Annotated in this window: 15 protein-coding genes and 1 tRNA gene; 12 read left to right on the forward strand and 4 right to left on the reverse strand. The window is 52.4% G+C overall.

Going from position 1 to position 24,750, the window contains the following annotated elements:
* The first annotated feature begins 10 nt into the window (after positions 1–10).
* From QET40_RS03425 to QET40_RS03465, 9 genes are all read left to right on the forward strand, one after another.
* A complete protein-coding gene (locus QET40_RS03425; protein ID WP_280125779.1) occupies positions 11–1,990 on the forward strand; it encodes an SEL1-like repeat protein in 1,980 nt (659 codons plus the stop codon).
* Positions 1,991–3,982, forward strand: a complete 1,992-nt coding sequence (locus tag QET40_RS03430; protein ID WP_280125780.1) for a hypothetical protein — start codon at positions 1,991–1,993, stop codon at positions 3,980–3,982.
* Positions 3,983–3,985: 3 nt separating this feature from the next.
* Positions 3,986–5,989, forward strand: a complete 2,004-nt coding sequence (locus QET40_RS03435; protein ID WP_280125781.1) for a hypothetical protein — start codon at positions 3,986–3,988, stop codon at positions 5,987–5,989.
* The gene (locus QET40_RS03440; protein WP_280125782.1) at positions 5,986–7,965 is read left to right on the forward strand and encodes a hypothetical protein; all 1,980 of its coding nucleotides are present in this window, start codon (positions 5,986–5,988) and stop codon (positions 7,963–7,965) included. Before QET40_RS03435 ends, QET40_RS03440 begins: the two co-directional genes overlap by 4 nt.
* 203 nt (positions 7,966–8,168) lie before the next feature.
* Positions 8,169–8,244: transfer RNA gene (locus tag QET40_RS03445), tRNA-Glu, on the forward strand.
* 70 nt (positions 8,245–8,314) lie between these two features.
* Positions 8,315–9,646, forward strand: coding sequence for an MFS transporter (locus QET40_RS03450; RefSeq protein ID WP_280125783.1), 1,332 nt, complete (start codon positions 8,315–8,317; stop codon positions 9,644–9,646).
* A 29-nt stretch (positions 9,647–9,675) separates the two neighbouring features.
* Positions 9,676–10,185: a flavin reductase gene (locus QET40_RS03455; RefSeq protein WP_280125784.1), complete on the forward strand. Its 510-nt coding sequence runs from the start codon at positions 9,676–9,678 to the stop codon at positions 10,183–10,185.
* 426 nt (positions 10,186–10,611) lie between these two features.
* The gene (locus QET40_RS03460) at positions 10,612–12,822 is read left to right on the forward strand and encodes a glycoside hydrolase family 3 C-terminal domain-containing protein (RefSeq protein ID WP_280125785.1); all 2,211 of its coding nucleotides are present in this window, start codon (positions 10,612–10,614) and stop codon (positions 12,820–12,822) included.
* Between the two features lie 155 nt (positions 12,823–12,977).
* Entirely contained in the window at positions 12,978–13,763 is a 786-nt protein-coding gene (locus QET40_RS03465) for a hypothetical protein (protein WP_280125786.1), read from the forward strand.
* A gap of 156 nt (positions 13,764–13,919) precedes the next feature.
* Here QET40_RS03465 and QET40_RS03470 read toward each other — a convergent pair whose 3' ends face one another.
* Positions 13,920–17,018, reverse strand: a complete 3,099-nt coding sequence (locus QET40_RS03470) for an efflux RND transporter permease subunit (RefSeq protein WP_280125787.1) — start codon at positions 17,016–17,018, stop codon at positions 13,920–13,922.
* Between the two features lie 22 nt (positions 17,019–17,040).
* Complete coding sequence (locus tag QET40_RS03475; protein WP_280125788.1) at positions 17,041–18,192, reverse strand: efflux RND transporter periplasmic adaptor subunit; 1,152 nt, start codon at positions 18,190–18,192, stop codon at positions 17,041–17,043.
* A 269-nt stretch (positions 18,193–18,461) separates the two neighbouring features.
* Here QET40_RS03475 and QET40_RS03480 point away from each other — a divergent pair, with 269 nt between their 5' ends.
* From QET40_RS03480 to QET40_RS03490, 3 genes are all read left to right on the forward strand, one after another.
* Positions 18,462–19,280 (forward strand): MerR family transcriptional regulator, encoded by an 819-nt coding sequence (locus QET40_RS03480; protein ID WP_280125789.1) that lies wholly within the window; start codon positions 18,462–18,464, stop codon positions 19,278–19,280.
* An 85-nt stretch (positions 19,281–19,365) separates the two neighbouring features.
* Complete coding sequence (locus tag QET40_RS03485; RefSeq protein WP_280125790.1) at positions 19,366–20,076, forward strand: pirin family protein; 711 nt, start codon at positions 19,366–19,368, stop codon at positions 20,074–20,076.
* A gap of 110 nt (positions 20,077–20,186) precedes the next feature.
* Entirely contained in the window at positions 20,187–22,364 is a 2,178-nt protein-coding gene (locus tag QET40_RS03490; protein ID WP_280125791.1) for a hypothetical protein, read from the forward strand.
* A gap of 73 nt (positions 22,365–22,437) precedes the next feature.
* On the opposite strand, the gene QET40_RS03495 is transcribed toward QET40_RS03490, so the two are convergent.
* Together QET40_RS03495 and QET40_RS03500 are read right to left on the reverse strand one after the other, a co-directional pair.
* A complete protein-coding gene (locus tag QET40_RS03495; protein ID WP_280125792.1) occupies positions 22,438–24,015 on the reverse strand; it encodes a glycine--tRNA ligase in 1,578 nt (525 codons plus the stop codon).
* Between the two features lie 80 nt (positions 24,016–24,095).
* A complete protein-coding gene (locus QET40_RS03500) occupies positions 24,096–24,749 on the reverse strand; it encodes a YdcF family protein (RefSeq protein WP_280125793.1) in 654 nt (217 codons plus the stop codon).
* Position 24,750 lies beyond the last annotated feature (1 nt).

Below are 24,750 nucleotides of genomic sequence, written 5' to 3' on the forward strand. Positions count from 1 at the left end.
TGGAGTCGAGATGAAGAAGAAAAAGATCGTGTTGCTTGCCGTGTTGTTGGCGGCGGTGGCAGGCTGGTTCCTGTGGCCTTCTCCGTCGGAGTATGGTACGGGGTATTCCGAGGAGCAACGGAAGCTGTGGAATGAGCGGAGGGCACTTTTTCCCGGTGTGTGGGAGTTTGCTCGAGTCCGCGGAGATGTTGATATTACGTTTTTGAGTCGTTTTTTGGGGAAAGATGCAGGATGGACGCAAAAGACGATGGAGATGAAGAAACAGCAGGATTCTGGCCTGGAAAAACAACAGCTTGAGCTTGCCAATCAGGAGAGCAGGCCTTGCCCGACAATTCTGACGGAAGATGTATTGCAGGAGGATATTCCTGCATACCATGTGTCTCGGAAGGAATGCCTGCGGCGAGCCCGGGCGGGCGATGTGGATGCCTGTTTGGCGATGGTCTGTATTGTGTTACAACAAGGTAACATATTGACTTGGAGGGCAGCTCAAGATGTGGATTATTGGCTAGGCAAGGCGGAAGACCTGAAGCATCCGGGAGCACACTTTTTGAGGTATTTTGCACGGAAGATGCAGCCGGAAAGTAGAAGCACGATGAAACTTGTCGGAAATATTGCCGTATTGCGAGACAGCCCATGTCCGGATTATACCGGTTTCCCGGGGTACGAGGATTTTATGACCTGCCTTCGCAGTGGGGACCTGATGGCTTACAGATTGTTGGTGGCATTGGCTGGAAACCTGACACTTCCTGACCGGGAACGCCTTGTGTTGCTGGATGCGCTGAGGACAAAGGCTCAGGCTGGAGATACGAAGGCGATGGAAAAGATTGCGGAACTGGTATTTTCCTTCCCGAGGGACAATGAGGATCGACTCAAAAAGATGTTTGGTGAGCTTGAAAATTCATTTTGGAGCAAGGCTATGGTCAAGCTCCCTCAAGAAAGGAAGCTTCAGTTGTGGAATGCTCTCATTTGGCTAGGTGTATGGGATGCTGAGCAGACAGCGACGATGAAAGAATTCCGTGAAGGGGCGGAATATGCCCGGAAGGCGGCGCAGTCTGGCAGCATGATCGCGATGAATTGGTGGCTTTTATGGGGGATGTCAAGTCTGAGGTATTTTACCAGGGAAGATTGGGAAGATGCGCTTCGCTACCATCGGATTTTGATGGAACATGGCTATATACCTTTTGTTAGGAGAAAGTTATGGGAATCTTTTCCGAAGCCCATCGGGGACGAACTGGTTGCTTGCTTTTATCCACCTGCTGCACTGAGGAAGTCCTACGATGATGCCTTGGAAAAGCTGAAGTTGAAGGAGGAGGCTTCCTGGTTTTGTTTCGACAAATTGACGTCGGAAATCGATGTGGAACAGGCGCGTCGCGAGCTTGATGAACGGATCTCGACGATGGGGGCTGATTTTGTTTTGCTGAAGTTGATTAAGGATGAAAGATGCTGGAATGTTGCCCCGGAAATTGCCCGTATGTATGCCAGCCGAGTGAAGGAGCTGGCAGACGAGGGGGACCCGTTGGCTCTGCTCGTTCTGGGATACTTGAATGAATACGGGCGGGGTATGCCTCGCGACTTGAACAAGGCATGGAACTGTTATTCTGCCGCGAAGGATGCAGTGGGTTCTTATGGATGTATATCGGTTTCGTATCCCGACCCAACGGATGGGGGGAAGTATTCCAGTTCCTATCTCCAGTTTACGCCGACAATTTTCATGCTGTCGCTGGGGATACGGCATGCGGATGAACTGAAGAAGGATGGGAAGGAATTGTATGATCTCGTTCAAAGTCTGGATAAACCGACCTTGGGTTCCAGATTGTCTGACTTGAGTTACCTGCTCGGAAGAATATACGAGGATGGTATTGGTACACCCGTGGACAAGGAAAAAGCATTGAGTTGTTACAAACGTGGTGGAAACCACGCCGGGTGTAGCGAAGGTGCAGAACGCTTGTTGCGGCAGTTGGAGGATGACGAATCGTCAAAAGGAAAGTGAATGAACAAGAAAGTATGGATATCAATAGCTGCCGTGTTGTTGGCGGCGTTTGCCGGCTGGTTCCTGTGGTTATCTCCGCCGGAGTATGGGGACAGCTATTCCGAGCAGCAGAGGAAGCTGTGGAATGAACGGCGGGCGCGTTTGCCGTGGGATTGGATGGATGGGAACAGTATTGCGTTCGGTTTTGCATATTTGGGATTCATGACAGGACTGGATTGGAAAGAGGTTGATCAACTTCGATCGCAGAAGGAGGAACAGGATGAACAATTAGCCAGCGCCCAGAATGTTCTTCGCAATCAGGAGGAACTCATTTTCCAGGGGGATCTGCCTGCCCAACCGGATTTTGCGTCGCTTCCCGCTGATTTGGTTCCATTCAGGGAATGTCTGAGGCGAGCCCGGAATGGTGATGCTGACGCGTGCATGGCAATGGCATGGAGAGTTGGTGAGAATTCTGTTCTGGGCATCGGGGTGTGGAGTTGGCGTGAGGTTCGTGATGTGGACTATTGGTTGAACAAGGCAACGGATTTGGGGCGTCCGGGAGCCCTGTTTCTCAAACATTTTTTCCAGATGATGCAGCCGGAAAGCAGGAAGGCTCTCAGTCTTGATGAATACGCGACAAGTGCTAGTCGTAGTGCTACATGCCCGGATTATACGGGGCTTCCCGGCTACGAAGAATTTGAGGATTGCCTGCGCAAGGGGGATTTGATGGCATTCCGCCTGATGAGTTTTGTCTCTGGAACTCATGATCTCCCGCCGGGAGAAAGAGCTTTGCTGATGGAAACACTGAGGAATGGAGTGAAAGCCGGCGATGTAGCTGCGATGGAGAAGATGGCTCAGCTTATTTGTACAAGAGAGACCAGAAGGAGGCGAAGTGATGTTTGGAAGGAGATGCAGGCATCATTCTGGTATGAGATGATTCAGAAACTTCCAAGGTCCATGCACCTGCCTCTTGGCAAGAGGGTGGTACAAATGGGATTGATCAATCCGACCGATACGGTGGCAGACCGCGAATGGCGCGAAGGTTTGGATTGTGCCCGAGTGGCGGCAAGGCGAGGGAGTTTGATTGGTATGGATTGTTGGCTTGCGAATGGATTGGCGAGCGTGGATTATTATACGAAAGAAGATTGGGAGGAGGTTTTTCGATTTCATCGCACCTTGTGGGAGAGCGGGTATGTTCCTGCCTTTGATCGATGGGAGTCGGGAAAGTGGTCTCCTACCCTGGACAGGAATTTGCTGGAATGTTATTACGAGCCGGAGTCGTTGAATAAGGTGAGCTCTGATTTTGTAAAACTCTATATGAGCGGCGAGTATTGGTGGATAGATGGCGGCGAAAAGAAATTAACGCATGCTGAGGATGCTGAGGGAATTCGGCGCGAATTGGAAGAAAAGATAGCTGAGAGAGGATCGGATGCTGTTTTACGGCAAATGTTGCGTTTGTATGATTCATGGAAAGATTCTCCGGATGAGGTCGATGCCTATGTGGGCAAGGTGAAGGAATGGGCTGCCGAGGGGGATCCCCTTGGCAAGTTGGTGCTGGGTTTTTGCTATGAGCATGGAACAGGCGTCCCTTGTGATTTGGGGAAAGCCTGGGCTTGTTATCGGGAAGCCCGGGAGATTGCTGTGAATTATGGAGGAGGGTTTGTTAGCTTCAAGGATTCCGCGAATGAAGGAAAATCGAGTACAACATGTATGCCGAATGCCCCGGCAGTGTTCATACTGTTTCTGGGGATCCACCATAAGGAGTTTCCGGGGCGAGATGGACACGTATTGTATGAGCTTGCTCAGGAATTGGAACCATTCGTTGATAATTCCCCCTATACTGGTCATTTGCGCTACCTTTTGGGGAGAGTCTATGAGGAGGGCATCGGTACTTCTGTCGATCATGAAAAAGCCTTGAAGTATTATCAATGTCTCGTAAGTGGTCACCTCGGTTGCTCAGAAGGGGCGGAACGTTTGCAACGGGAGGCAAAAGGAAATTCCGGGGAAAAGTAAGCCATGAACAAGAAAGTATGGATATCAATAGCTGCCGTGTTGTTGGCAGCGGTGGCAGGCTGGTTCCTGTGGCCGACGGCTCCCGAGTATGGGGACAGCTATTCCGAGCAACAGCGGAAGCTGTGGAATGAGCGTCGGGCTATTTTACCTTGGATCTGGGCATTGGCAGATGGTATCCCGGATGTTGATGCTGAGTTTTTAAGTCGTGTGTTGGGCAAGGATAAAATGTGGGTGAAGGATGAATGGAAACGGCGAAAGGAATGTATAAAATCGATCGATAATGAAAGGATTAAGATTAAATGGGAAGAGAAGTTAGCCTATCCCGTACCTTCTGTTATTCATGAAGACTGGGCATCTTTGGCGGCAGAGCAAGTACCGATTCAGGAATGTTTACGTCGTGCAAATGGCGGCGATGCAGAGGCCTGTTTGGTGATGGCATGCCACTTGGGGTGGGGTAACAGAGAGTATTCTGAAGAGTTGGGCTGGAGAGGCGCTCGAGATGTCGGTTATTGGTTGGACAGGGCCGAGAAGTTGAATCATCAGGGGGCGCGTTTCTTAAAAGAATTCCTACGAATGACATTGCCGGAAAGCAGAAAAACAATTACTGAAATTTCGGGTTCTACGATATATTGTGTGCGAAAAGCTTGCCCGAATTATGAAGATCTGCCGGGTTATGAAGGGTTCCTGAATTGTATGCGGAATGGCGATTTGGTGGCGTATTCCCTGATAGTAAAAATGGCTTGGAATCTCACTCTTCCTGACAAGGAAAGGATGTTATTGCTGGAATCTCTTCGGCGACAGGTCAAGTCAGGAGATGTGAGAGCGATGGAAAAGCTGTCTGATTTGATTTTCTTTGTTTCACAGGATACCTATCGATGCAATTTCGATATGATCCGGGAAATGAAAGACTCGTTTTGGGGGCGAGCTGTCGGCTTCCTTCCGTTCAAGGCTCAGGGGAGTTTATGGAATGGTCTTGTCAGGATTGGGTTGCTTGATGTGGAAGATACCGAGACGATGAAAGAATTGAGAGAAGGCATGGACTGTGCCCGTAAGGCTGCCCGAAGAGGTAGCCTCGCAGGTATGAATTGTTGCCTGTGGAATGGTGTCATCTGCTCGGATTACTATACTCGAGAAGATTGGGATGAGGTGTTCCGCTACTATCACACGCTATTGGAACGCAACTATATTTCTTTTCAGCCTCTCAGGTATGACTTGTTTTGTCAGGATAGATCGGATCTGGATCTGGTCATAGGTTTTTACGATTATAAATTACTGGAAAATGCGATCAAAGAGATTCGTGGTCAACAGGAATATGATGGTGCAGACCTGTTTAAAAATATCAATAAACGAACGGATATCGGGGATGCAGATACCGTGCGTCGCCAATTGGATGAATGGATTGCTGTGAGTGGGGCAGATGCCATTTTGAGCAAGTTACTGGCAGATTCATCCTTCTGGAATGTTTCCCCTGAACTTGCCCGCATTTATGCCGATAAGGTGCAGGAATTGGCTGATGAAGGAGACCCTTTTGGAAAACTTGTCCTGGGATATTGTCATGAACACGGATTGGGGGTGCCACGCGATTTAGGCAAGGCCTGGAGGTATTATCTCGAATCGAGAGATACTGTCGGTTTTTTTGTTAAAAGGTTGCCCGATGGTTATATGGATCCTGACAATGGAGAGGAAATTTGCTCTGCGAGTATGCAGGATGCTCCTGGTCTTTTCCTCTTGTCTCTCGGAATCCGGCACACGGATTTCCCGGGCAGGGATGAAAAATTGATGTATGCGCTGGCTCAGGAATTGGAAGATTCGGTATCTTCTTCACTTCCTGGAAATGTGAGTTATCTTCTGGGTCGTGTGTATGAGGACGGTATCGGAACTCCGGTAGACAAGGAAAAGGCTTTGAAGTTTTACGAAAAAGGCAAGAATCATATCGGATGTACGGATGGCGTTGAACGCTTGTTGCAAGAAGAAACAAAAGGAATTTCCAAGGAGAATAACCCATGAAAAAGAAAGTGTGGATTTCAATAACTGCCGTCCTACTGGCAGTGGTGACGAGCGTGTTTCTGTGGCCAGCGGTTTCCGAGTATGGGGATAGCTATTCCGAGCAGCAACGGAAATTGTGGAACGAACGCCGTGCTCTTTTCCCGTTGACGTGGGAGATCGCACGTGGATGCAATGATGGCGGCAAGTATTTAAGCCGGATTACGGGTAAGGACGCGACATCGGTGAAGGAGGAATTTGCGCGAAGGGAAGAGCGAGAGAAGACTTTGGCTGAGATGCAGGCCAAGCTTCGGGACAAGGAGAATCTACCCTATGAAGTGACGTTGGATCCGGTAACTTCCCACGGGAAACTTCCTGCGGATCAGGTGTTGCTTGAGGAATGTTTGCACCGGGCAAACAGCGGAGATGCGGAGGCTTGCCTGGCGATGGCGTTGCATCTTGGATGGGAAAAGGGAGATTTTCCTGAAATGTTAAGCTGGAGGCAAGCTAGAGATGTGGATTACTGGCTGGGGAAAGCAGAGGAATTTAAGCATCCGGGGGCTCGCTTTTTAAGGGAATTTGTGCATTTGACTCTTCCGGAAAACAGGAATGTTGTTAAAATTACGGGTAGTAGTTCACTCTTTATTTCCCCAAAAAAGTGTCCTGATTATACGGGTCTTCCTGGTTATCATGAATTTCTGAATGGTCTTCGCGGAGGTGATTTGATGGCTTATAACCTGATGTGCCGGATCGCCTGCCACCTGATTCTTTCCAACGAGGAGAGATCCCTGTTGCAGGATGCCCTGAGGAAGCAGGTGAAAGCCGGGGATGTGAGGGCGATGGAAAAAATGGCAACCCTGACTTTTTCCCCTCCCAAAGATTCTTTCGATAGACAGAGGGCAATACTGGAAGGGATGGAGGAAACGTTTTGGGGCAGAGCTATCCTGATGCTTCCTGACGAAGCGAGTGACCAGGCGTGGAATGGTCTTGTCCGGATGGGGGGGCTGAAAGCCGAAGATGCGAAGGAGATGAACGAATTCTACGAGGGGGTGGATTGTGCCCGAAAGGCAGCCCGGAGGGGGAGCCTTGCCGGTATGGACTGCTGGCTTGCACATGGGTTGTCGAGCTTGAATTATTTTACCCGTGAGGACTGGGAAGAGGCGTTTCGTTACTATCGCACGTTGCTGGAGTGCAGGTATGTGCCTTTTATCGAGAGAATGGCTTTTCGTTCCAAGTTGGACTCCATGGAAACAAAGTTGATGGAGTGTTTTTATCGTCCCCGTTTTTTGAGGCAAGCCATGAGCAAAGCTTTGGAAAAGCTGGATTGGAGAAAGGAGGTGTATTGGTGTGACGTTGTGAAGTTGATTGATGGGAAGAATGCTGAAAAAGCCCGCCGGCAGTTGGATGAACTGGTTGCTCTGTGCGGAGCTGATCGTCTGTTGCTCAAATTGTTGGAAGAACCTGCCTGTTGGGATGTTTCTCCTGGCGTTACCAGCGTATATGTGGATAAGGTGAAGGAGTTGGCAGGCGAAGGTGATCCTCTCGGCAAACTTGTCCTGGGCTATCTCAACGAGCATGGTATGGGGGTGTCCCGTGATTTGAAAAAGGCTTGGGATTGTTATTCAGAAGCTAAGGAGGCCATGGGGGTGTTTGGAGGTAGCTCGGTTCTCTATTCCGACCCTTTCAATGGAGGGAAACGAAACAATGTCAATATGCAGATTGCTCCGTCGGTTTTCATGTTAACTCTTGCGTTCCGGCATGCAGACCTGCCGGGAAGGGATGAAAAAAAACTGTATGATTTAGCCCAAGAATTGGACAAATATACCCAGTCCTACACGGCGGGCGGTTTGAATTATTTTCTGGGAAAGGTATATGAGGACGGGATCGGGACGCCTGTGGATCGTGATAAAGCCTTGGAGTATTATAAACGTGGGGCAAAAAGCAGGTTTTTCTATCATGCCGGTTGTGGGGAAGGAGTGGAGCGTTTGTCGCAGAAGTAAGCTGATGATCTTCTTCAACGGAAAGATGCCGTTGGCACAGAAGCAAAAAACAGCTTGGCAATACTCTCTCAAGACCATGATGGCAAAGGAAAATGACGGTATGTTGTCCCGAAAATTGATGGGCGAATTTGGAGTTGACTGCGTGAGGGAAAGTGGTATTGATGAATCCACATCAGGTTTTCGGACCTGAGTTTCTGATTGATGCTCCCATCTTCTAGCGGATAGGAAGGCCGTCTCTCCAACGGCAAAGGCTCGGTTCAACTCCGGCTGGGAGTGCCATTTCTCTTGTGGTGATGGTTTTGCCGGAATAATGCTGGCATCCCGTTTGAGGACGGCTACAATGCGCGGCATGCAGGAGGCAAATACCGCGGATCCGCAGCGTATCGACTGGTTCTCGTTCTGGAAGCTCGTGTTGATCCAGGCGCAGAACTCCTTCAGTGAAAAAGGCGCCCAGTTTTTGCTGATTCCTCTGGGGGTATGGTTGTACCGTGAAGAGGGTAATCTGGAGTATCCCCTGGGGGCGATTATCGTCCTGCCGTTTATTTTGTTTTCCCCTCTGGCTGGCTGGTTGTCGGACAGGTTTTGCAAGACGTATATTATCCGGGCCATGGCCGTGACTCAGCTGGTGGTGTTGATGGGGATGTTTTTTAGCTTGAGAGGGCACAACCTTGATGCCGCGCTGGGGTGGTTTTGCGTGTTTGCCGTACAGGCGACGGTGTTCAGTCCGTCCAAAAAGGGGATTATCAAGGATATCGTAGGTACGAAACGAATCGGCTTTGCCAGCGGAATTGTGGAGATGGCTTCTGTGCTGGCTCTGCTGATCGGCCAGTTGGGGGTGTTTGTCTGGTTTTCATATCTGCTGGAGCCGGGGACGAATACGATCTGGCACCGAATGCTTGGGGATGGTTTTTTTGCCTGGTTTGACGGTGTTTTCAAACCGAACGGGATCAATGACGGGTGGTATGCGGCATCGTTTCCTTGTTTCATGTTTTTCCTGCTGGCCGTGGTGACGGCGATTGGGACGTTTACTCTGCCTGCCTATCGTCCGTATGAGGCGCGTCCGTTTGCGTGGAGTTTGCTGTACGAACATTTTAAGCAATTGGGGTATTTATGGCGGCATGAAGTCCTGCGGCGTTGCGAGGCCGGTATCGGATATTTCTGGTTTTTCGGAGGAACGATCATTTTGATGACGATTCAGCTGGCCAAGGAGGTATCGGGTGCAGGAGATGATTTTGGCTCTCAGGGGGCTGAACTCATGGCCTGGATGAGCGGCGGCATGGTGCTGGGTGGCGTGGTGGCTTCCTCCATTTGCCGCAACGGCATTCGCATGGGAGTAGCCTTTTGGGGAGGGCTGGGGATGACGCTGGGATGCCTGGGATTGAGCCTCGTGCCTCCGAATGTCTGGTTGTTCCAGGTACTCCTGATTTTTGCGGGAGCTTTTGCCTCGGCTTATCTGGTGCCGTTGAATGCTTGTCTTCAGGATCGTGCGGAGAACGGAAGGCGCGGCGACGTGATTGCGGCAGGGAATCTTGTGGATTGCTTTCTGGGATTGCTGGCGGTGGGGTTCCAGTACGTCATGATGCTGTTGATTTCCCCGGCATGGCAGTTTGTTGTCATGGGAGTCATGAGCCTGGGTATGACTCTTTTCGTGTTGAAAATCGGCCGTTCCATGCGGTCATAATCTCATTATTCAAATTCTGTAGAAAAAAGATGATGAAAGAAATAAATCCTGTAAACATTACGGATAATGCCGTTGAGTTAATCGGTCACAAGTGGATGCTGATTACGGCGGGGGAGCAGGAATCCTTCAATCTGATGACGGCCTCTTGGGGTGGTATCGGGTTTATGTGGGGTAAGCCTGTAGCTTTTGTGGTGGTACGCCCCAACCGCTATACGTATGAGTTCATCGAAAAGAAGGAGTACCTGACCCTCTCCTTCATGGGGGAAGAGTTCCGTTCGGCCTTGCGCGTGTGTGGGACGACATCCGGGCGCAACGGAGACAAGATGGCCGCTGCCGGATTGTCGCCCATAGTGACGGAGATGGGCAATGTGGCTGTCGAAGGCGCCGATCTCGTGTTGGAATGTCGCAAACTGTACAGCGATGCCCTGAAGGAGTCCGGATTCGTGGACAAGTCCTGTCTGGAGAAGTGGTACGCAGAGGATAATCCCTTGCATCGCATGTATGTGGTGGAAATCATGCATGCATGGATCAAGGAGTGATACATGGACATTCTTTCCTGTATCGTGAACATTTCGCAGCGGTTATGAGTCTCAAAAGTTGAAGCCGCTTCATGGCAATGGTTTCTTCCCTAAGCAGAAAGCGGTTTAGGTATCCAAATCTCATTGAGATGAGAAATCGTTATTTGTTCAAATTCCTCGTCAGGCTTTTCAAGGATGATCGTGGTCACTCCGGCTCCGCCTCGGAGGATAAGCGTGCTTCCAGAAAATCGTAGCATGGCGGGGATCGCATGGATCCAACGAGGGGGGGCCTTTCTTCCCGTCCGCTTGGTATGTTCAGTGGCGTGGGGCGAAGTTGCCGCGCCTTTGTCCCGAATACAGGTATTCTGTGAAAGAACGGTTGGCGAGTATACGTATCTCAACGGTAATCATATACATTTCAATAGATTTATGAATGGAAGAAGCCTCATGAGAATTGCTGCCTTCGGGCTGTGTGCCGTATGTTCGTCCGGTTGGGCGGAGCAATATGCCGAGGGCAGCAAGGATGTAGTCCGGAGTAAGATTGAACCGCCGACCGATGTTTCCATGGTCAATGCTCCGTATCGTGACAAGAATCAGCCTCTGGAACAGCGGGTGGAGGATCTTTTCAAACGGTTGACGGATGAGGAAAAGGCTTCCTTGCTTCACGGCTGCAGCGGATACGAATACGGTGATGTGCCGCGCATCGGACTCACGAAGTTCATTATGTCGGATGCACAGCTGGGAGTACGCCTCGGAGGAGACAATCGTTCAACGTATTTCCCTTGCGGGACGGCCATGGCGTCTACATGGAACCAGGATTTGATTAAAAAAGTCGGCGAGGTGATTGCCAGCGAGTGCAAGGCGACGAACTCACGCATTATTCTGGGCCCCGCAGTCAACCTGATGCGTACGCCTTTGGGCGGACGTAGCTTCGAATATTTCGGGGAAGATCCCTTCCTGGCCGGAAAGATAGCCGCTTCGTTTATTAATGCCGTACAGGCCAATGGTGTTTCGACATCTTTGAAACACTGGCTTTTCAATGATCAAGAATGGTCCCGCACGGTTATCGACGTCGATGCTCCGGAACGCGCTTTGCGCGAGATTTATGCCAAGCCGTTTGAAATCGCCGTACGCGAGGCCAATCCCTGGACGATCATGTGCTCTTACAACAAGGTGCGCGGCAAGTGGGCGAGCCACCAGAGAGATCGTCTTAACAATATTCTTTATGACGATTGGACGTGGGATGGAACTATGGTGTCCGACTGGGGAGCATGGCATGGCGATGCGGATGCCGTCAACGGGGGCTGCTATCTGGAAATGCCCAGCGGAAAGAATGCGGACAAGGACAAGAATATTGTCAAGCTGGTCAATGAGGGGAAGATTGATCGCAAGTTTTTTGAGGATGCCGTCAAACGCAATATCCGTTTTGCGATGCGTGTCGGCGCGTTTACCGAGCCTCTGGAAGGCCGGTTGAATGCTCCCGAACATCAGGAGGTTGCCCGCCAGGTTGCCCGCGAAGCGGTGGTCTTGCTGAAAAATGACAAGCAGTTCCTTCCTCTGGATCCGCAAAAAATCGGCAAGATCGCCGTGATCGGGCCTAATGCCGACCAGTACCAGACCATGGTGGATGGTTCCGGCGTCCATCAGCGTGGCGGTGCTGCGGCAGGACGTCCCCCCTATGAGAAGACGCCGCTGGCCGGTATTGTGGAGCTCTTCGGCAAGGATCGCGTCCTGTTTGCTCCCGGATTCCGCTTCGAAGATCCGAAGAAAAAGAGTTTCCCGGACATGAAAGAATGGGATCCCGTCGAAGCTGCCAAGGAGGCGGACGTGGTCATTTTTGTGGGGGGCACCGATCATACCTATGACCGCGAATGTGCCGGTTGGGGGGTCTTGGAAGGCGGTGACAAGCCGGATCTGAACCTCAAGGGAGACCAGGTAGCCTTGCTCGATAGGGTTTTGGACGCTAATCCGAAAACGGTGGTAGCCCTTGTCAACGGCGCTCCTGTCCAGGTAGAGGAATGGATTGACCGAGTGCCTTCTCTTCTGGAATTATGGTATGGTGGCATGGATGCCGGTACGGCGCTTGCTGAAGTGGTTACGGGCAAGGTGAACCCCTCGGGTAAACTGCCCTGTACCTTCGGCAAACGCTTGAACGATTGGAAGAGCCATTCGGAAGGATTCCTCTCCTACCCGGGCGATATCCGCTGGAGCAAGGACAATCCCGTTCAATTCTACTCCGATGATATATGGGTAGGCTACCGGCACTTTGACAAGGCAGGAATTGAACCCCGTTTCCCCTTCGGCTACGGCTTGTCGTACACGACGTTTTCCATGGACCCCGCCGGTACCAATCCCGGAGCAGGTGAGTTCTCCGTGAAGCTGACGAATACGGGAGACCGCGAAGGAGCTGAAACCGTGCAGTGCTACATCACCAAACCCGAATCAAAAGAAGTGCCTATGCCCGTTCGGGAACTTGCCGGATTCAAGAAGGTGAATCTTAAACCCGGTCAGTCGGAAGTCGTTACCTTCAAACTGACGGATGAAGAGAAGAAATACTGGAGCGAAGCGAAAAAGTCCTGGGATGTGATGCCCGGTGAATACAAGGTTTCGATTGGGAATTCTTCCCGCAACCTTCCCGTCCAGTATTCCTGGAAATAAGGGTTGCCGCATATTCATTGAATGCAGGGGCTGTTCCGGAATTTTCTGGGACAGCCCTTTTTTTGTTATACCGTGCTACCAGTAGTACAACAGATCAAGTATTTACTATCCGGTCTTTCCCTGATGAAAGACAGTAGCTATGATGAGAAAAAGGTATGAAATCAATTTTACGATTACTGTTGGGCGTGATGCTTGCATCTGTGACTTGGACTGGACAGATGAACGCTGGAGAATGTTCGGTAGATGTTAAAAATCTGCATATGGAAGCAGTACTGTTGCCTGGGACTGCTGGTGTGTATACGGTTCATGCATCATGCCGGATGCAATGCCGTCACCATTCTGGAGTATACGGACTTGAAAGGGAATATACCAAATCGTTATTTCCCATCGTAGTGGATGTCTTTTCCATTGATGGTAAATTAGGTTTGTCTGAGGAAGAACGCAAAAAACAAGCTATTGCGGAAGCCAGGCGCATTGTCGAATTGGCAGCGATGTGCATGCTAAGAGAGGAATGCGGGCAAGCGTCATTTTCTTGTAATTGTCTGAAATCGGATTGTTCCTGTGTGGGGTGCAAACCCATGGCTTCAGATGATTCCTTGATACTATTTCCGAATGTTAGCTCAAATGTTTCAACGGAGCAGGAGATATTCAGACGGTTGTCCAAGGCAGTTAATTTAAGCTATGTGACGAGTTTGGAAGGAATTGAAGCAGCCCAAGATGAATACATAGCGAAGAATTATCCTAATCTTTTGAAAAGCGATAGTGTAAATAAAATGTACCAGTATGGGCTGTATTTGCAGCTTATTGTGGGACGGGATAAGTCTTCCGGGAATACACAGATAATCTATTTTGATGTGACTGACCTTTACAAAAAGATGGAGCAATCAAACGATGATGCAATTCGGGAAAAAGTCCGTCAAATGATGGAAGAATACAAATAAGTCTATCTGACCAATCAACGTACATGGGGCTGTCTTCATCCAGTATGGGGCAACCCTTTTGATGGACTGATATCCAGTGATGAAAAGAGCCTCACCCGGGATGAAATTCCTGAGTGAGGCTTGATGATGTGGATAACCTGTTTTTGGAAGAAGGCCTTATTCCTCTATCTTCTTGCGCTTGCCTGCGGTGAGGCGGAAGAAGAGGGGTACGAGGAAGATGGCGAGGACGGTGGCGGTGATGATGCCGCCGAGTACGCCGGTACCGACTGCTTTCTGGGCTCCTGCGCCTGCACCATGGGCAAACGCAAGGGGGATAACGCCTGCGCCGAAGGCGAGGGATGTCATCAGGATGGGGCGGAGGCGGAGTTTGGCGGCGGTGATGGTGGCCTGCATGACGTCCATGCCGTCCCGGTAGAGGTCTTTGGCGACTTCGACGATGAGGATAGCGTTTTTGGCGGAGAGGCCGATGGTGGTGATGAGGCCGACTTTGAAGTAGATATCGTTGGGCATTTCCCGCAAGAAGACAGCCAGCAAGGCACCGATGAGGCCGAGGGGTACGACCAGGATGACTGCGAACGGAATGGACCAGCTTTCATACAAGGCTGCCAGTACAAGGAAGACGATGAGGATGGAGAGGGAGAACAGGATGGTGGCCTGGGAACCAGCCTGTTGTTCTTCATAGGATTGCCCGGTCCATTCGAACCCGATTCCCTGGGGCAGAGTGGAGGCGATTTGCTCCATGGCTTTCATGGCGTCGCCGCTGCTTTTGCCGGGTGCGGCGGAGCCGTTGATGGTAAACGCGGGATAGTTGTTGTAGCGCGTCAATTGAGGGGGGCCTGCCGTCCATTCGAGATCGACAAAGGATGAGAGGGGCAGGAGATTGCCGGCCGAGTTGCGGACATGCAGGTCTTCGATGTCATCTCCGTCGAGGCGGCTTTTGGCATCGGACTGGATGATAATGCGACGAACCTGGTTGCCGTGCATGAAGTCACCGACGTAGCTGGAACCGAACATGACAGCCAGAGAATTGCTGATTTCCGTGATGGGAACTCCCATGGAGAATGCTTTTTCTCGGTCGATGGCAACGCGGAGGCGCGGGGTGTCGGGCTGACCGGCAAAGTATACGCCGCTGAGGTCGGGGCTTGTGGTGTTGGCCTTGGCGAGTAGTTCGTCGCGTGCCTCGACGAGGCGGTCGTATCCGATGTCTCCCTTGTCCTGAAGGCGGAAGTCGAACCCGGATGTGTTGCCGAGTTCGGGCAGGGAGGGCATGTTGATGGCCATGACGTTCATTTGAGGATCTGCCGCGAACCGGGCATTGACTCTGGCGACGATGTCCTTGACGCCCATGCCGGGCTCCGTCCGGTGTTCCCAGTCCTTCAGGCCGATGAAGAGCATGGCCATGTTGGTTCCGGAGCCGAAGAAGCTGAACCCTCCGACGGAGTAAGTATATTCGACGGGTTCGTTCCGGATCAGATAGTCTTCCACTTCGCGCAGGCGTTCACTGGTTTCCTCCTGAAGAGTTCCAGCGGGCAGGGAAATGACGGTGAGGAAGTTGCCTTGGTCTTCTTCCGGCAGGAAGGAGGTGGGGAGGGTGACATACAGGTAGCCGGCTCCGGCGATGACGAGCAGGTAGATCAAGAGGGAGCGGACGGGGCGTTTGATGATGCCTCCTACGGATTTGCCGTAGCTGTTGGTAGCGCGGGTGACTGTTCTGTTAAAGAGTCCGAAGAAGCCTTTCTTTTCCTGATGTTCTACGGAAGAAGGTTTGAGGAGGCTGGCGCAGAGGGCCGGCGTCAAGGAAAGGGCGAGGAAGGCCGAGAAGGCGATGGACACAATGAGCGTCAGTGAGAATTGACGATAGATGTTGCCGACGGCGCCACTGAAGAATGCCATCGGGATGAAAACGGAAATGAGAACTGCCGTGATGCCGACGATAGCTCCTCCAATCTGTTTCATGGCTTTGACGGTGGCACGGCGGGCATCCAGCCCTTCTTCCATCATGATGCGTTCCACATTTTCGACAACGACGATGGCATCGTCTACCAGAATGCCGATACTCAGCACCATGCCGAACATGGTGAGCATGTTGACGGAGAATCCGGATACCCACATGACGGCGAATGTGCCGAGCAGGGCGACGGGGACGACGAGTGTCGGGATGAGAGTGGCCCGGAAGTTCTGAAGAAACAGGAACATCACGATGAAGACCAGGGCGATGGCTTCCAGCAGAGTTGAAATGACCTTTTGGATTGAGATCTTGACGAAGTGGGTGGTTTCGTAGGGGATCTGGTAGGAGACGCCGGCGGGAAAGTCCCGCGACAGTTCGTTCATTTTGTCCTGAAGGAGTCCCATGGTTTCCACGGCATTGGAACCGGGCGCCATCTTGATGGCCATGCCGGAAGAGACCTGCCCGTTGCACCGCGAGAAGAAGGAGTAGTTGTTGGCTCCGAGTTCGACGCGTGCCACGTCTTTGAGTTTGACGGACGAACCGTCTTCGAGCGTGCGGAGTGCGATGGATTCGAATTGTTCCGGGGTACTGAAGGCTTCTTCCGCTACTACGCTGGCGTTGATCGGGGCGTCTTTGTTGACGGCGGCTCCGCCGATGTCTCCGACGATGATGCGTTCGCTCTGGGAGGCGACGGCCGTGACGATGTCGTTGGGCGTCAGCTTAAGAGCCTCCAGTTTTTCGGGATCCGGCCAGATGCGCATGGATGTCTCCGCGTCGAACTGATCGACGCGACCGACACCCTTGACTCGTTTGAGTTCCGGGATGATGCGTGATGAAGCCAGTTCACCGAGTTCCGTCCCGTCCAATGTCCCGGTGGAAGACAGGGAAATGACGGCCTGGATGTTGTTGGAGGATTTTTCGACGAATACGCCTTCGCGTCGGACGGATTCGGGAAGGCGGGATTCGACGATTTTGATACGGTTCTGAACTTCGACTGCGGCGATGTCGGGATCGGTGCCCTGCTTGAATGTGACGGCGATGTCGACCATGCCGTTGGAATCGCTGGTAGCTGTCATGTAAAGGAGGCCGGGGGCTCCGTTGATTTCCTTTTCGATGACGGCGGTAACGGCTTCTTCCGTGACCTGGGCGGAAGCGCCCGGATAGGTCGTACGGATGTTGATGACGGGCGGCGCGATGTCCGGATACTGGGCGACGGGCAGCATCGGGATGGCCAATGTCCCGATCAGCGAGATCAGGAGGGCGACAACCCATGCGAAAATGGGGCGGTGGATGAAAAAGTCGGGCATAGCCTAATGTGGGGCTGGGCGTTTAGTGGGTGTCCGGCTGCTGGGACTGGGCGGATGTTTCTCGGACGATGGTTTTGATCCCTGGGCGCAGCATGGTGAGTTTGCCGGTGACGACCCGGTCGCCTTCTTTGAGTCCGGAGGTGATGAGCCAGTTTTTCCCTTTCATGGTTTCAGCGGTGACGGGGCGTACTTCCAGCATGTCATCTTGTCCGACGACGTAAACGGAAGCTCCCTGCGATGTTCGCATCAGCGAGTCGCGCGGGATGCTGAAAACGTTTTTGCGGATGGCTTTGTCGAAGACGACGCGGACGTATGCTCCAGGCAGGAGTTCGTGGTCGGGGTTGGGGAATAGGGCGCGCATTTCGATCGTGTCCGTGTTCGGATCTACCGCCATGTCGCTGAAGAGTATCTTGCCGGGGAGGGGATACTCGTCTCCGTCCGGAAGGCGGAGTTTGACTTTGACCTGGTCGAGGGGGATACCCTCCCATTCTCCGGACAGGACGGCGCGCCGGAGTTTGCTGTGCTGAGTGGAAGGCTGGCTGAAGCGGACGTAAATGGGATTGATCTGTTCAACGGTCGTCAAGTGGGTGAATTCGTTTTTGTTGGCCAGGGCACCTTTGGTGACGAGGGCTCGGCGAACACGGCCGTTGATCGGCGCGGTGACGTTGGCGTATCCCAAGTCGAGTTTGGCTTGTTCGAGGGCTGCAGCGGCTGCGTCGTAATCGGCTTTTGCCTTGGCTTGTTCGGCCAGGGCGAGCGTGTGTTCCCGTCCGCTGACGGCACCCTTGGTGACGAGGGCGGAGTAGCGGTCCACTTTGTCCTTGGCGTCGTCCAGGATGGCTTTGGCCCGGTCGAGTGCGGCCTGGCAGCCGTCGAGGGCTGCTTGAAGAGGGGCAGGGTCGATTTTGAAGAGGATATCCCCCTCGTTGACATTTTGTCCTTCCTGGTAGCAGCGTTCCTGGATGATGCCCGTGACGCGGGCTCTGACTTCGGCTTGTAGAAAAGCTTCCATCCGTCCGGGGAGGTTGGTGGTAACGGGTTCCTGTGTTCCCTTCACCGTGACGACAGTCACTTCGGGCGGAGGCATTTGAGGTGTGGCCTGGTCTTCTTGACGGCAGGAGGAAAGAGTGATTCCCGTTGCGAAAAGGACGGGCAGGATAGATGCTATTTTCATTCGGTGAAACGGATTGTTGGGCAAACCGGGGTGAGGTCTTGTGTCATTGCCTCTCATTCCTCTGGAGCGCCGATAAGATATCATGCTACTATCCCATAATGGGAGAGTCAATAGGAAATCGGAATCATGCCAGTGAATCTTCCGTCAAGTACGAAGGATACCTTGAGATGAGATTTGGGTTTGAATATTCATTGTGTTGATTGCGAATCGTTTATAATTTTTTTGCTGTGGACTGTTTCCGATTTTCCCTTTGACGTATTTTGCTGAATATGGACAAAAGACAATTACTGACAATCGGCAACATTTCCCAGCAAACGGGAGTACACGTCAAATCGCTCCGTTACTACGACAGGATCGGTATTCTGACTCCGGCATACATCGACTCGGAGACGGGCTACCGTTACTACGACTATTCCCAGATCCCGTTGGTTCAGGCCATTCAATTATGTGTGGAACTGGACATTCCCTTAAATCGCTTCCCGGAGTTTATGACGGAGGACAGGAAAAATATCCGCATCGGCAAGTTGATTACATATGGCACGATGCTGGCCGATGAGAAGATCAAGGCAATTAATGCCCGGCTCCGCATGCTCGACGAAATCCGGGAGCACATCCAGTATGCGGAGAATTACCGCTTTCACAATGGTCCGATCAAGGTGGATTTCCCGGATATGCTGTTGTGGACAATCCCGTACAAGGGGGCATTGCGCAGTTCCGAGTATCACCTGAAATTTACGAAGGGAATTGACGAAATTATCAGACAGGAGCTAGGGATGTGCATTGAGGGCGGGATTATGATGCTGTACCGGGGAGATGCAGAAGAAAGGTTTCTATACATCGCTATCGAAGGAGACGGCGCGCCCGTCCCGCTTCCAAGAGACGTGCTCCGGCTTCCGGCCTCTTCCTTTGCGTGCATGAAGACGGACGTCAATGACATTGAACACGCACGCGGACTTTTCCCCGATCTGTTTTCTCAGGATTACGACAAAGTGGTGATGGAAACGGAATTGTTTACCGATCACTACGATTTTTCCCATCCCCAGTACGAGATCAGATGTTCGCTCCCTGGAGGAGGGAATGGCTTATGACAATTCCAGAGGCATGATGCAGTCATGATGCTGAACTGTTCCAGATGGAGATTTGTCCAATATTTACCAGAAAGAAGGACCAAATATGAAAATGATCATTGATCGCTCTGCAACAAGGGGGCACGCCAATCATGGCTGGCTTGATACATGGCATACATTCAGTTTTGCCGATTATTACAATCCGGACAGAATGGGCTTTGGCTCTCTCCGGGTGTTAAATGATGACACGGTGGCTCCGGGGCGTGGGTTTGACCGTCATCCGCACAAGAATATGGAGGTTGTTTCCATCCCTCTCCATGGACGTTTGAGCCATGGAGACAGCTTGCAGAACAACCATGTTATCCAGCCCGGAGAAATTCAGATCATGAGTGCGGGAACGGGTATTTTCCACAGTGAATACAATCCGGATCCGGATGAAATCTTGAAGTTCCTCCAGATATGGGTGATTCCCGACGAGATGAATATCGACCCGCAATATGCCGATTACAATATCAGGCCGCTTTTGAAGAAGAATGAAATTTCCGTGTTTATTGCTCCTGACAGCCGGATTCGTTTGCACCAGCAGGCGTGGTTTTCCTGGGGGGTCCTTGATGAAGGAGTGTCGGCCTCCTACTCGTTGAAGGGGCATGGTACGGGTGTGTATGTATTCGTCATCAAGGGAGAGGTGAAAGTCGGAGACGCCGTTCTTCACGCCCGTGATGGAGCGGGCATCTATGACACATCGTCGTTGAGTATTTCCGCCTTGGTGCCGTCGGATGTCCTTCTTATTGAGGTCCCATATTCCCCCGAAGAATGATGTGCATCGTTTCCAAGCGCAATGTATGATTGTAAATGCTTGGAAGTGTGGTAGAAAGAGGGGCGCCCTCCCTGGACCGGGGGAGGGTTTCCCCTATGGATACCCCGACTATGCGCAAGATCTACGACGACAGCGGCAGGGTTGCCTCTGCGTTTTACTGCAGCCAGGCGGGGGATGCCGTCGCCGGACCGGATTTGTGGCATAAGGTCGTCTATGAGTATGATGCCGAGGGGCGTGTGGCGTCGGAATCGTATTATAGCGGGGAGGGGTTGCCATGTGTGGATGCGGCGGGGATTGTCAAAAGAGCTTTTTCTTATGATCCGGACGGTGAGGAAATCCGGAGAGAGGAGTATTTGAGCGATGGCCGTATCCGCATTGTGAAGAGGAATGCCCGGGGGGAGGTCGGAGAGAGGAAGTATGTATCCTCCGATGGGAGTCCCGCTCTAGGAGATAGCGGGTACTACTGCATGAAATTTTCCTATGACGATGAAGGTCGTCTGGAGAAACAGGTTTGTTACGGACTGGACGGCAAGAGGTGCAGGAATTCCCACGGGTATGCGGCTTTCGTCTGCCAGTATGGTGAGGATGGGAGCTGTCGGACCTTGTTTCTGGATGAACGGGGACGGGTGGTCGGAGAGGATGCCCCGGAGGAAGAGGGCGGGGTGCAGACGGATTCGGCTCTGTCTGTCCATTCTTCTCCCGGTGAAAGGGAAAAGGTACCCTTGCCGGTGCGTCCGTTCCAGGGGGTGAAGAATGCTCGGGGAGAGAAGATTCTCCCCCGGGAACGGAAACGAAGATCTTCTTCAAGACCTCACAAGGACTTGCAGCCCAGCGTTCGTCCGGTAGAACGCCTGGTGGCGCCGCCGGGAGAAAATGCCGCCAGTGTCTGGAAGAGGCGCCGGACGACTCTGTATGTGACGGGGGGAATTCTCGCTGCCTTACTGTTTGTGTTTTCTGTCGTGAAAATTCTTCCCGTGCCGTTACCTCCGGTAGAAATTTCCGTGTACATGGTATCGGAGGATGAAAGCGAAGCGGTTCCCGAAATGACATCTACCCGGGTGAACCACGCAGCACAGGAGGAAACGGTCTCCATGCCGGAGGTTTCCTCTGCTCCCGTGTTGACGGCGGAGGCGGCAGCGGACGTTTCTCTGCCGAATCTGGATGTAGATGTATCCGGCATGGTCGGGAGTGAGGAGATGATGTTCGGTGAATCGCTAGGAGGGGGGGCTTCTTCCGGTGGGATTGCATCGATCGTGGAAAGCCGTTGTTCTCCGGGGAGCCGTATGGCTCGCATCCGCGAGGGAGGCGGGAATCCGGAAGCGGTGGAGAAGACGGTTATTGGGATGTTGCGGTGGCTTAAGGGAAAACAGGGGAATTCCGGTGCCTGGGGCGAAGGGGGATCTTCTGTTGTCAATTCCGCCTATCCGGTCGGTACGACGGCAATTTGCCTGCTGGCTTTCTCCGCCCATTGTGAAACGGTCACGTCTGAGGAATTCGGGACGACGGTTGCCAGGGCTATTGCCTATCTGGCGACGGCATGTATGAATCCGAGCCGGAAGACATGCGTCTATTTGCCCGGGTATGAATATGCGATGGCGGTTTATGCTCTGGCGGAGTCATATGGGCTCAGTCATGAAAAAGGGGAGGAGTTTCCCCTGGATGAAAAGATTTTGCTGCAATTTGCGGAGTACATCCTCAAATGTCAGAACCGGGAAGGCTCCTGGGATTATCAGTATGGGATGACTCCGGGGGATATTTCCATTTCCTGCTGGAACATCCAGGCCCTGTGTGCTCTCAGAAGGGCGGGGATTGATCCGGACGGGTATGATGAGGCCATGGCGAAAGCTGCCGGTTACGTACGTTCCTGCTGGCTACCGAAACGGGGAACCTTCCACTACAGAACCCAGGAAAGATCGACGAATTGCAGCATTCCCTTCGTCGGCGTTTACAGCGGAAAACTGCTGGGGGTGAAATATTCCCCGGCGGAGGAAAATACCATGAAGAAGCTGGTGGCATCCGTTCCCGAGGTCAACGTGAATAAATCGGACTACCATTCGATCCCTCCCAATGCGTATGTGAACTATTACCACGGGCAGATTGCCCGTCTGCAGGGAGGGAACCAGTGGCAGGGATTCGAGCGTCGGGTCATGGGCAATGTTATGCGTCAGACGCAGAGAAGCAAGACTGCTCAAGGACGAGAGGAAGTATCCTTCGGTGACGATATGCCTCCCTTGACACATGCGTTTTGGACGCTGGTGCTCTCTATGTATTATCGGTATGTCGAGTAAAACAACAAGCTCTCCGGCATTGAGACCGGAGAGCTTGCGGGGTAGAAAATGAGGGTAGCGCGGAGATCCCGCTTCAGCGGATTCTCTTGATGAGCCAGTGAAGGAGGTCGTCGATGGCGACGCGTTCCTGTTCCATGGAGTCGCGGTGGCGGATGGTCACCGTGCCCTGAAGAGACGGATCGTTTTCGCCGAGTGTTTCAAAGTCTACAGTGATGCAGAAGGGGGTGCCGACTTCGTCCTGGCGGCGGTAGCGACGACCGACGGCTCCGGCTTCGTCATAGAAGACATTCATCCAGGGTTGGAGAGTTCTCTCAATGTCGCGTGCGATGCGGACCTGGGCTTCGTTCTTTTTGAGAAGGGGGAAAATGGCTGCCTTGATAGGAGCCATCCGCGGGTGGAAGTGCATGACTGTGCGGATATCCTGCTTGCCCTTGTCATCGACGAGTTGTTCTTCTTCGAAGGCTTCGCAGATGAGGGCCAGAATGGTACGATCGCAGCCGGAGGAGGGTTCGACGACATGGGGAATGAAACGTTCCTTGGTTTCTTCGTCGAAGTATTCCAGAGTTTTTCCGGAGCCTTCCTGATGACGGGAGAGGTCGTAGCACGTGCGATAGGCGATGCCTTCCAGTTCCTGAATGCCGAAGGGGAATTCGTATTCCAGGTCATAGGTTTTCTTGGAGTAGAAAGCTCGTTCTTCGGCAGGTACGTCGAGGATGTGGATGTGTTCTCGCGGGATACCGATCTCATCGTAGAAGCAGAGGCGGCGTTCCAGCCATTCTTCGGTCAGGTTCATCCCGTCTTCTTCACGGCAGAAGTATTCGATTTCCATTTGCTCGAATTCGCGGGAGCGGAATGTGAAGTTGCGCGGATTGATTTCGTTGCGGAATGCCTTGCCGATCTGGGCGATGCCGAAGGGGATTTTGACGCGTGAGCTGTCCAGAATATTTTTGTACTGGCAGAAGATGGATTGGGCGGTTTCCGGACGGAGCCATCCAGTGGAGGCGGGATCGTCATCGTCGGAGGTCGCACCGATCTTTGTCTTGAACATCAGGTTGAATTCGCGTGCTTCAGTCAACAGGGAGCCGTTGGCGGGATTGAAGCGTGTGGTGCCGGTGACTTCTTCCGTACGTTCTCCGGTGAGGATGATTTCCTTGGGGGAGACATCCTTGCCCGCGAGCTGGGCGTAGTACTGGGAGGCTGTTTTGCGCGCCTTGTCGGCATTTTTTTCAGAGGGAACGAGAACGGCGAATGTTTTTTCAACGGACCATGCTGTTTCATGACGGGAGGCACCTGTGTACCAGAAAACCGTACCGTTCTGGGCCGGTACCTGATCGGCGCGGAGGCGTTCCTTGGTGAGGAGGCAGTCGCACATTGGATCAGTGAATCCTCCAACGTGGCCGGAGGCGACAAGGACGGAGTTGTGCGTCAGGATGGAGCCGTCCATGCCGACGATATCGTCGCGTTCCTGAACGTTTTTACGCCACCAGTATTCTTTGACGTTGCGCTTGAGTTCTGCTCCGAGGGGACCGTAATCCCAGCAACCGTTCAAGCCTCCATAAAGTTCGGCGGATTGGAAGATGAAACCGCGCCTCTTGCAGAGGCTTACGATTTTTTCCATACGGGCGGGATCTGTGTTGTTGCGGTCAGCCATAATGAGCTTGGGTTGTTGGTGGATTTGATTGTGGATCCGGAATGAAGACCGGAAAAGAAAAAAAACTGACTTCAGACGGTTCAGGGAAGGGGAACTCCCGGAAGAAGCTGTGTGGTGTAACCGGCTTGAACCAGCAGACGGAAGGCTTCCAGGGCTTCCTGAGGGATGTGTTGCCGAGTGGAAAAGCCCTGTTTGGGATATTCGATGATACGTTGGAAATCCCCCATCATGGCGTTGATGACGAAGGATCGTGTGAGCGTTTCCGTCAAATACGCCTTAAAACTAAAAGAGGGGGAGGATACCAGGAAGGAGGGACCGGGCCATTGGGCTTCCAGTGTGGCCAGGGTTCGGCGTTCCATGTAGGGTTTTTGCAGGGCGAGGATGCGTGTGGGGGTCGGCAATCCTGCCTGGCTGATGATCTGGCGGGAGAAGATGATGTTTTCCCCGGTGTTGGTAGCCTTGTTTTCCAGAAGGATGGCACTGGCAGGGACTCCTTTTGCTTTTGCTGCTCGTGCAAAAATTTCCGCTTCGGTCAATTCCCATCCCTGAGTGAAGCGTCCGGCTCCGCCGGAGAAGACGATAAGGGGGGCTAGTCCGCGGTGGTAAAGTTCTGCTGCATATTCTGCAACCCGGACATCGTTGCTGCCCAGAACGAACATCAAGTCGCAGGGAGCCGGGATATGACCGACGTGATGAAAATCCCACAGAATGTCGATGGCTGCGTCTTCGGTCATG

The sequence above is a fragment of the Akkermansia sp. N21169 genome, assembly GCF_029854675.1.
Lineage (GTDB): Bacteria > Verrucomicrobiota > Verrucomicrobiia > Verrucomicrobiales > Akkermansiaceae > Akkermansia.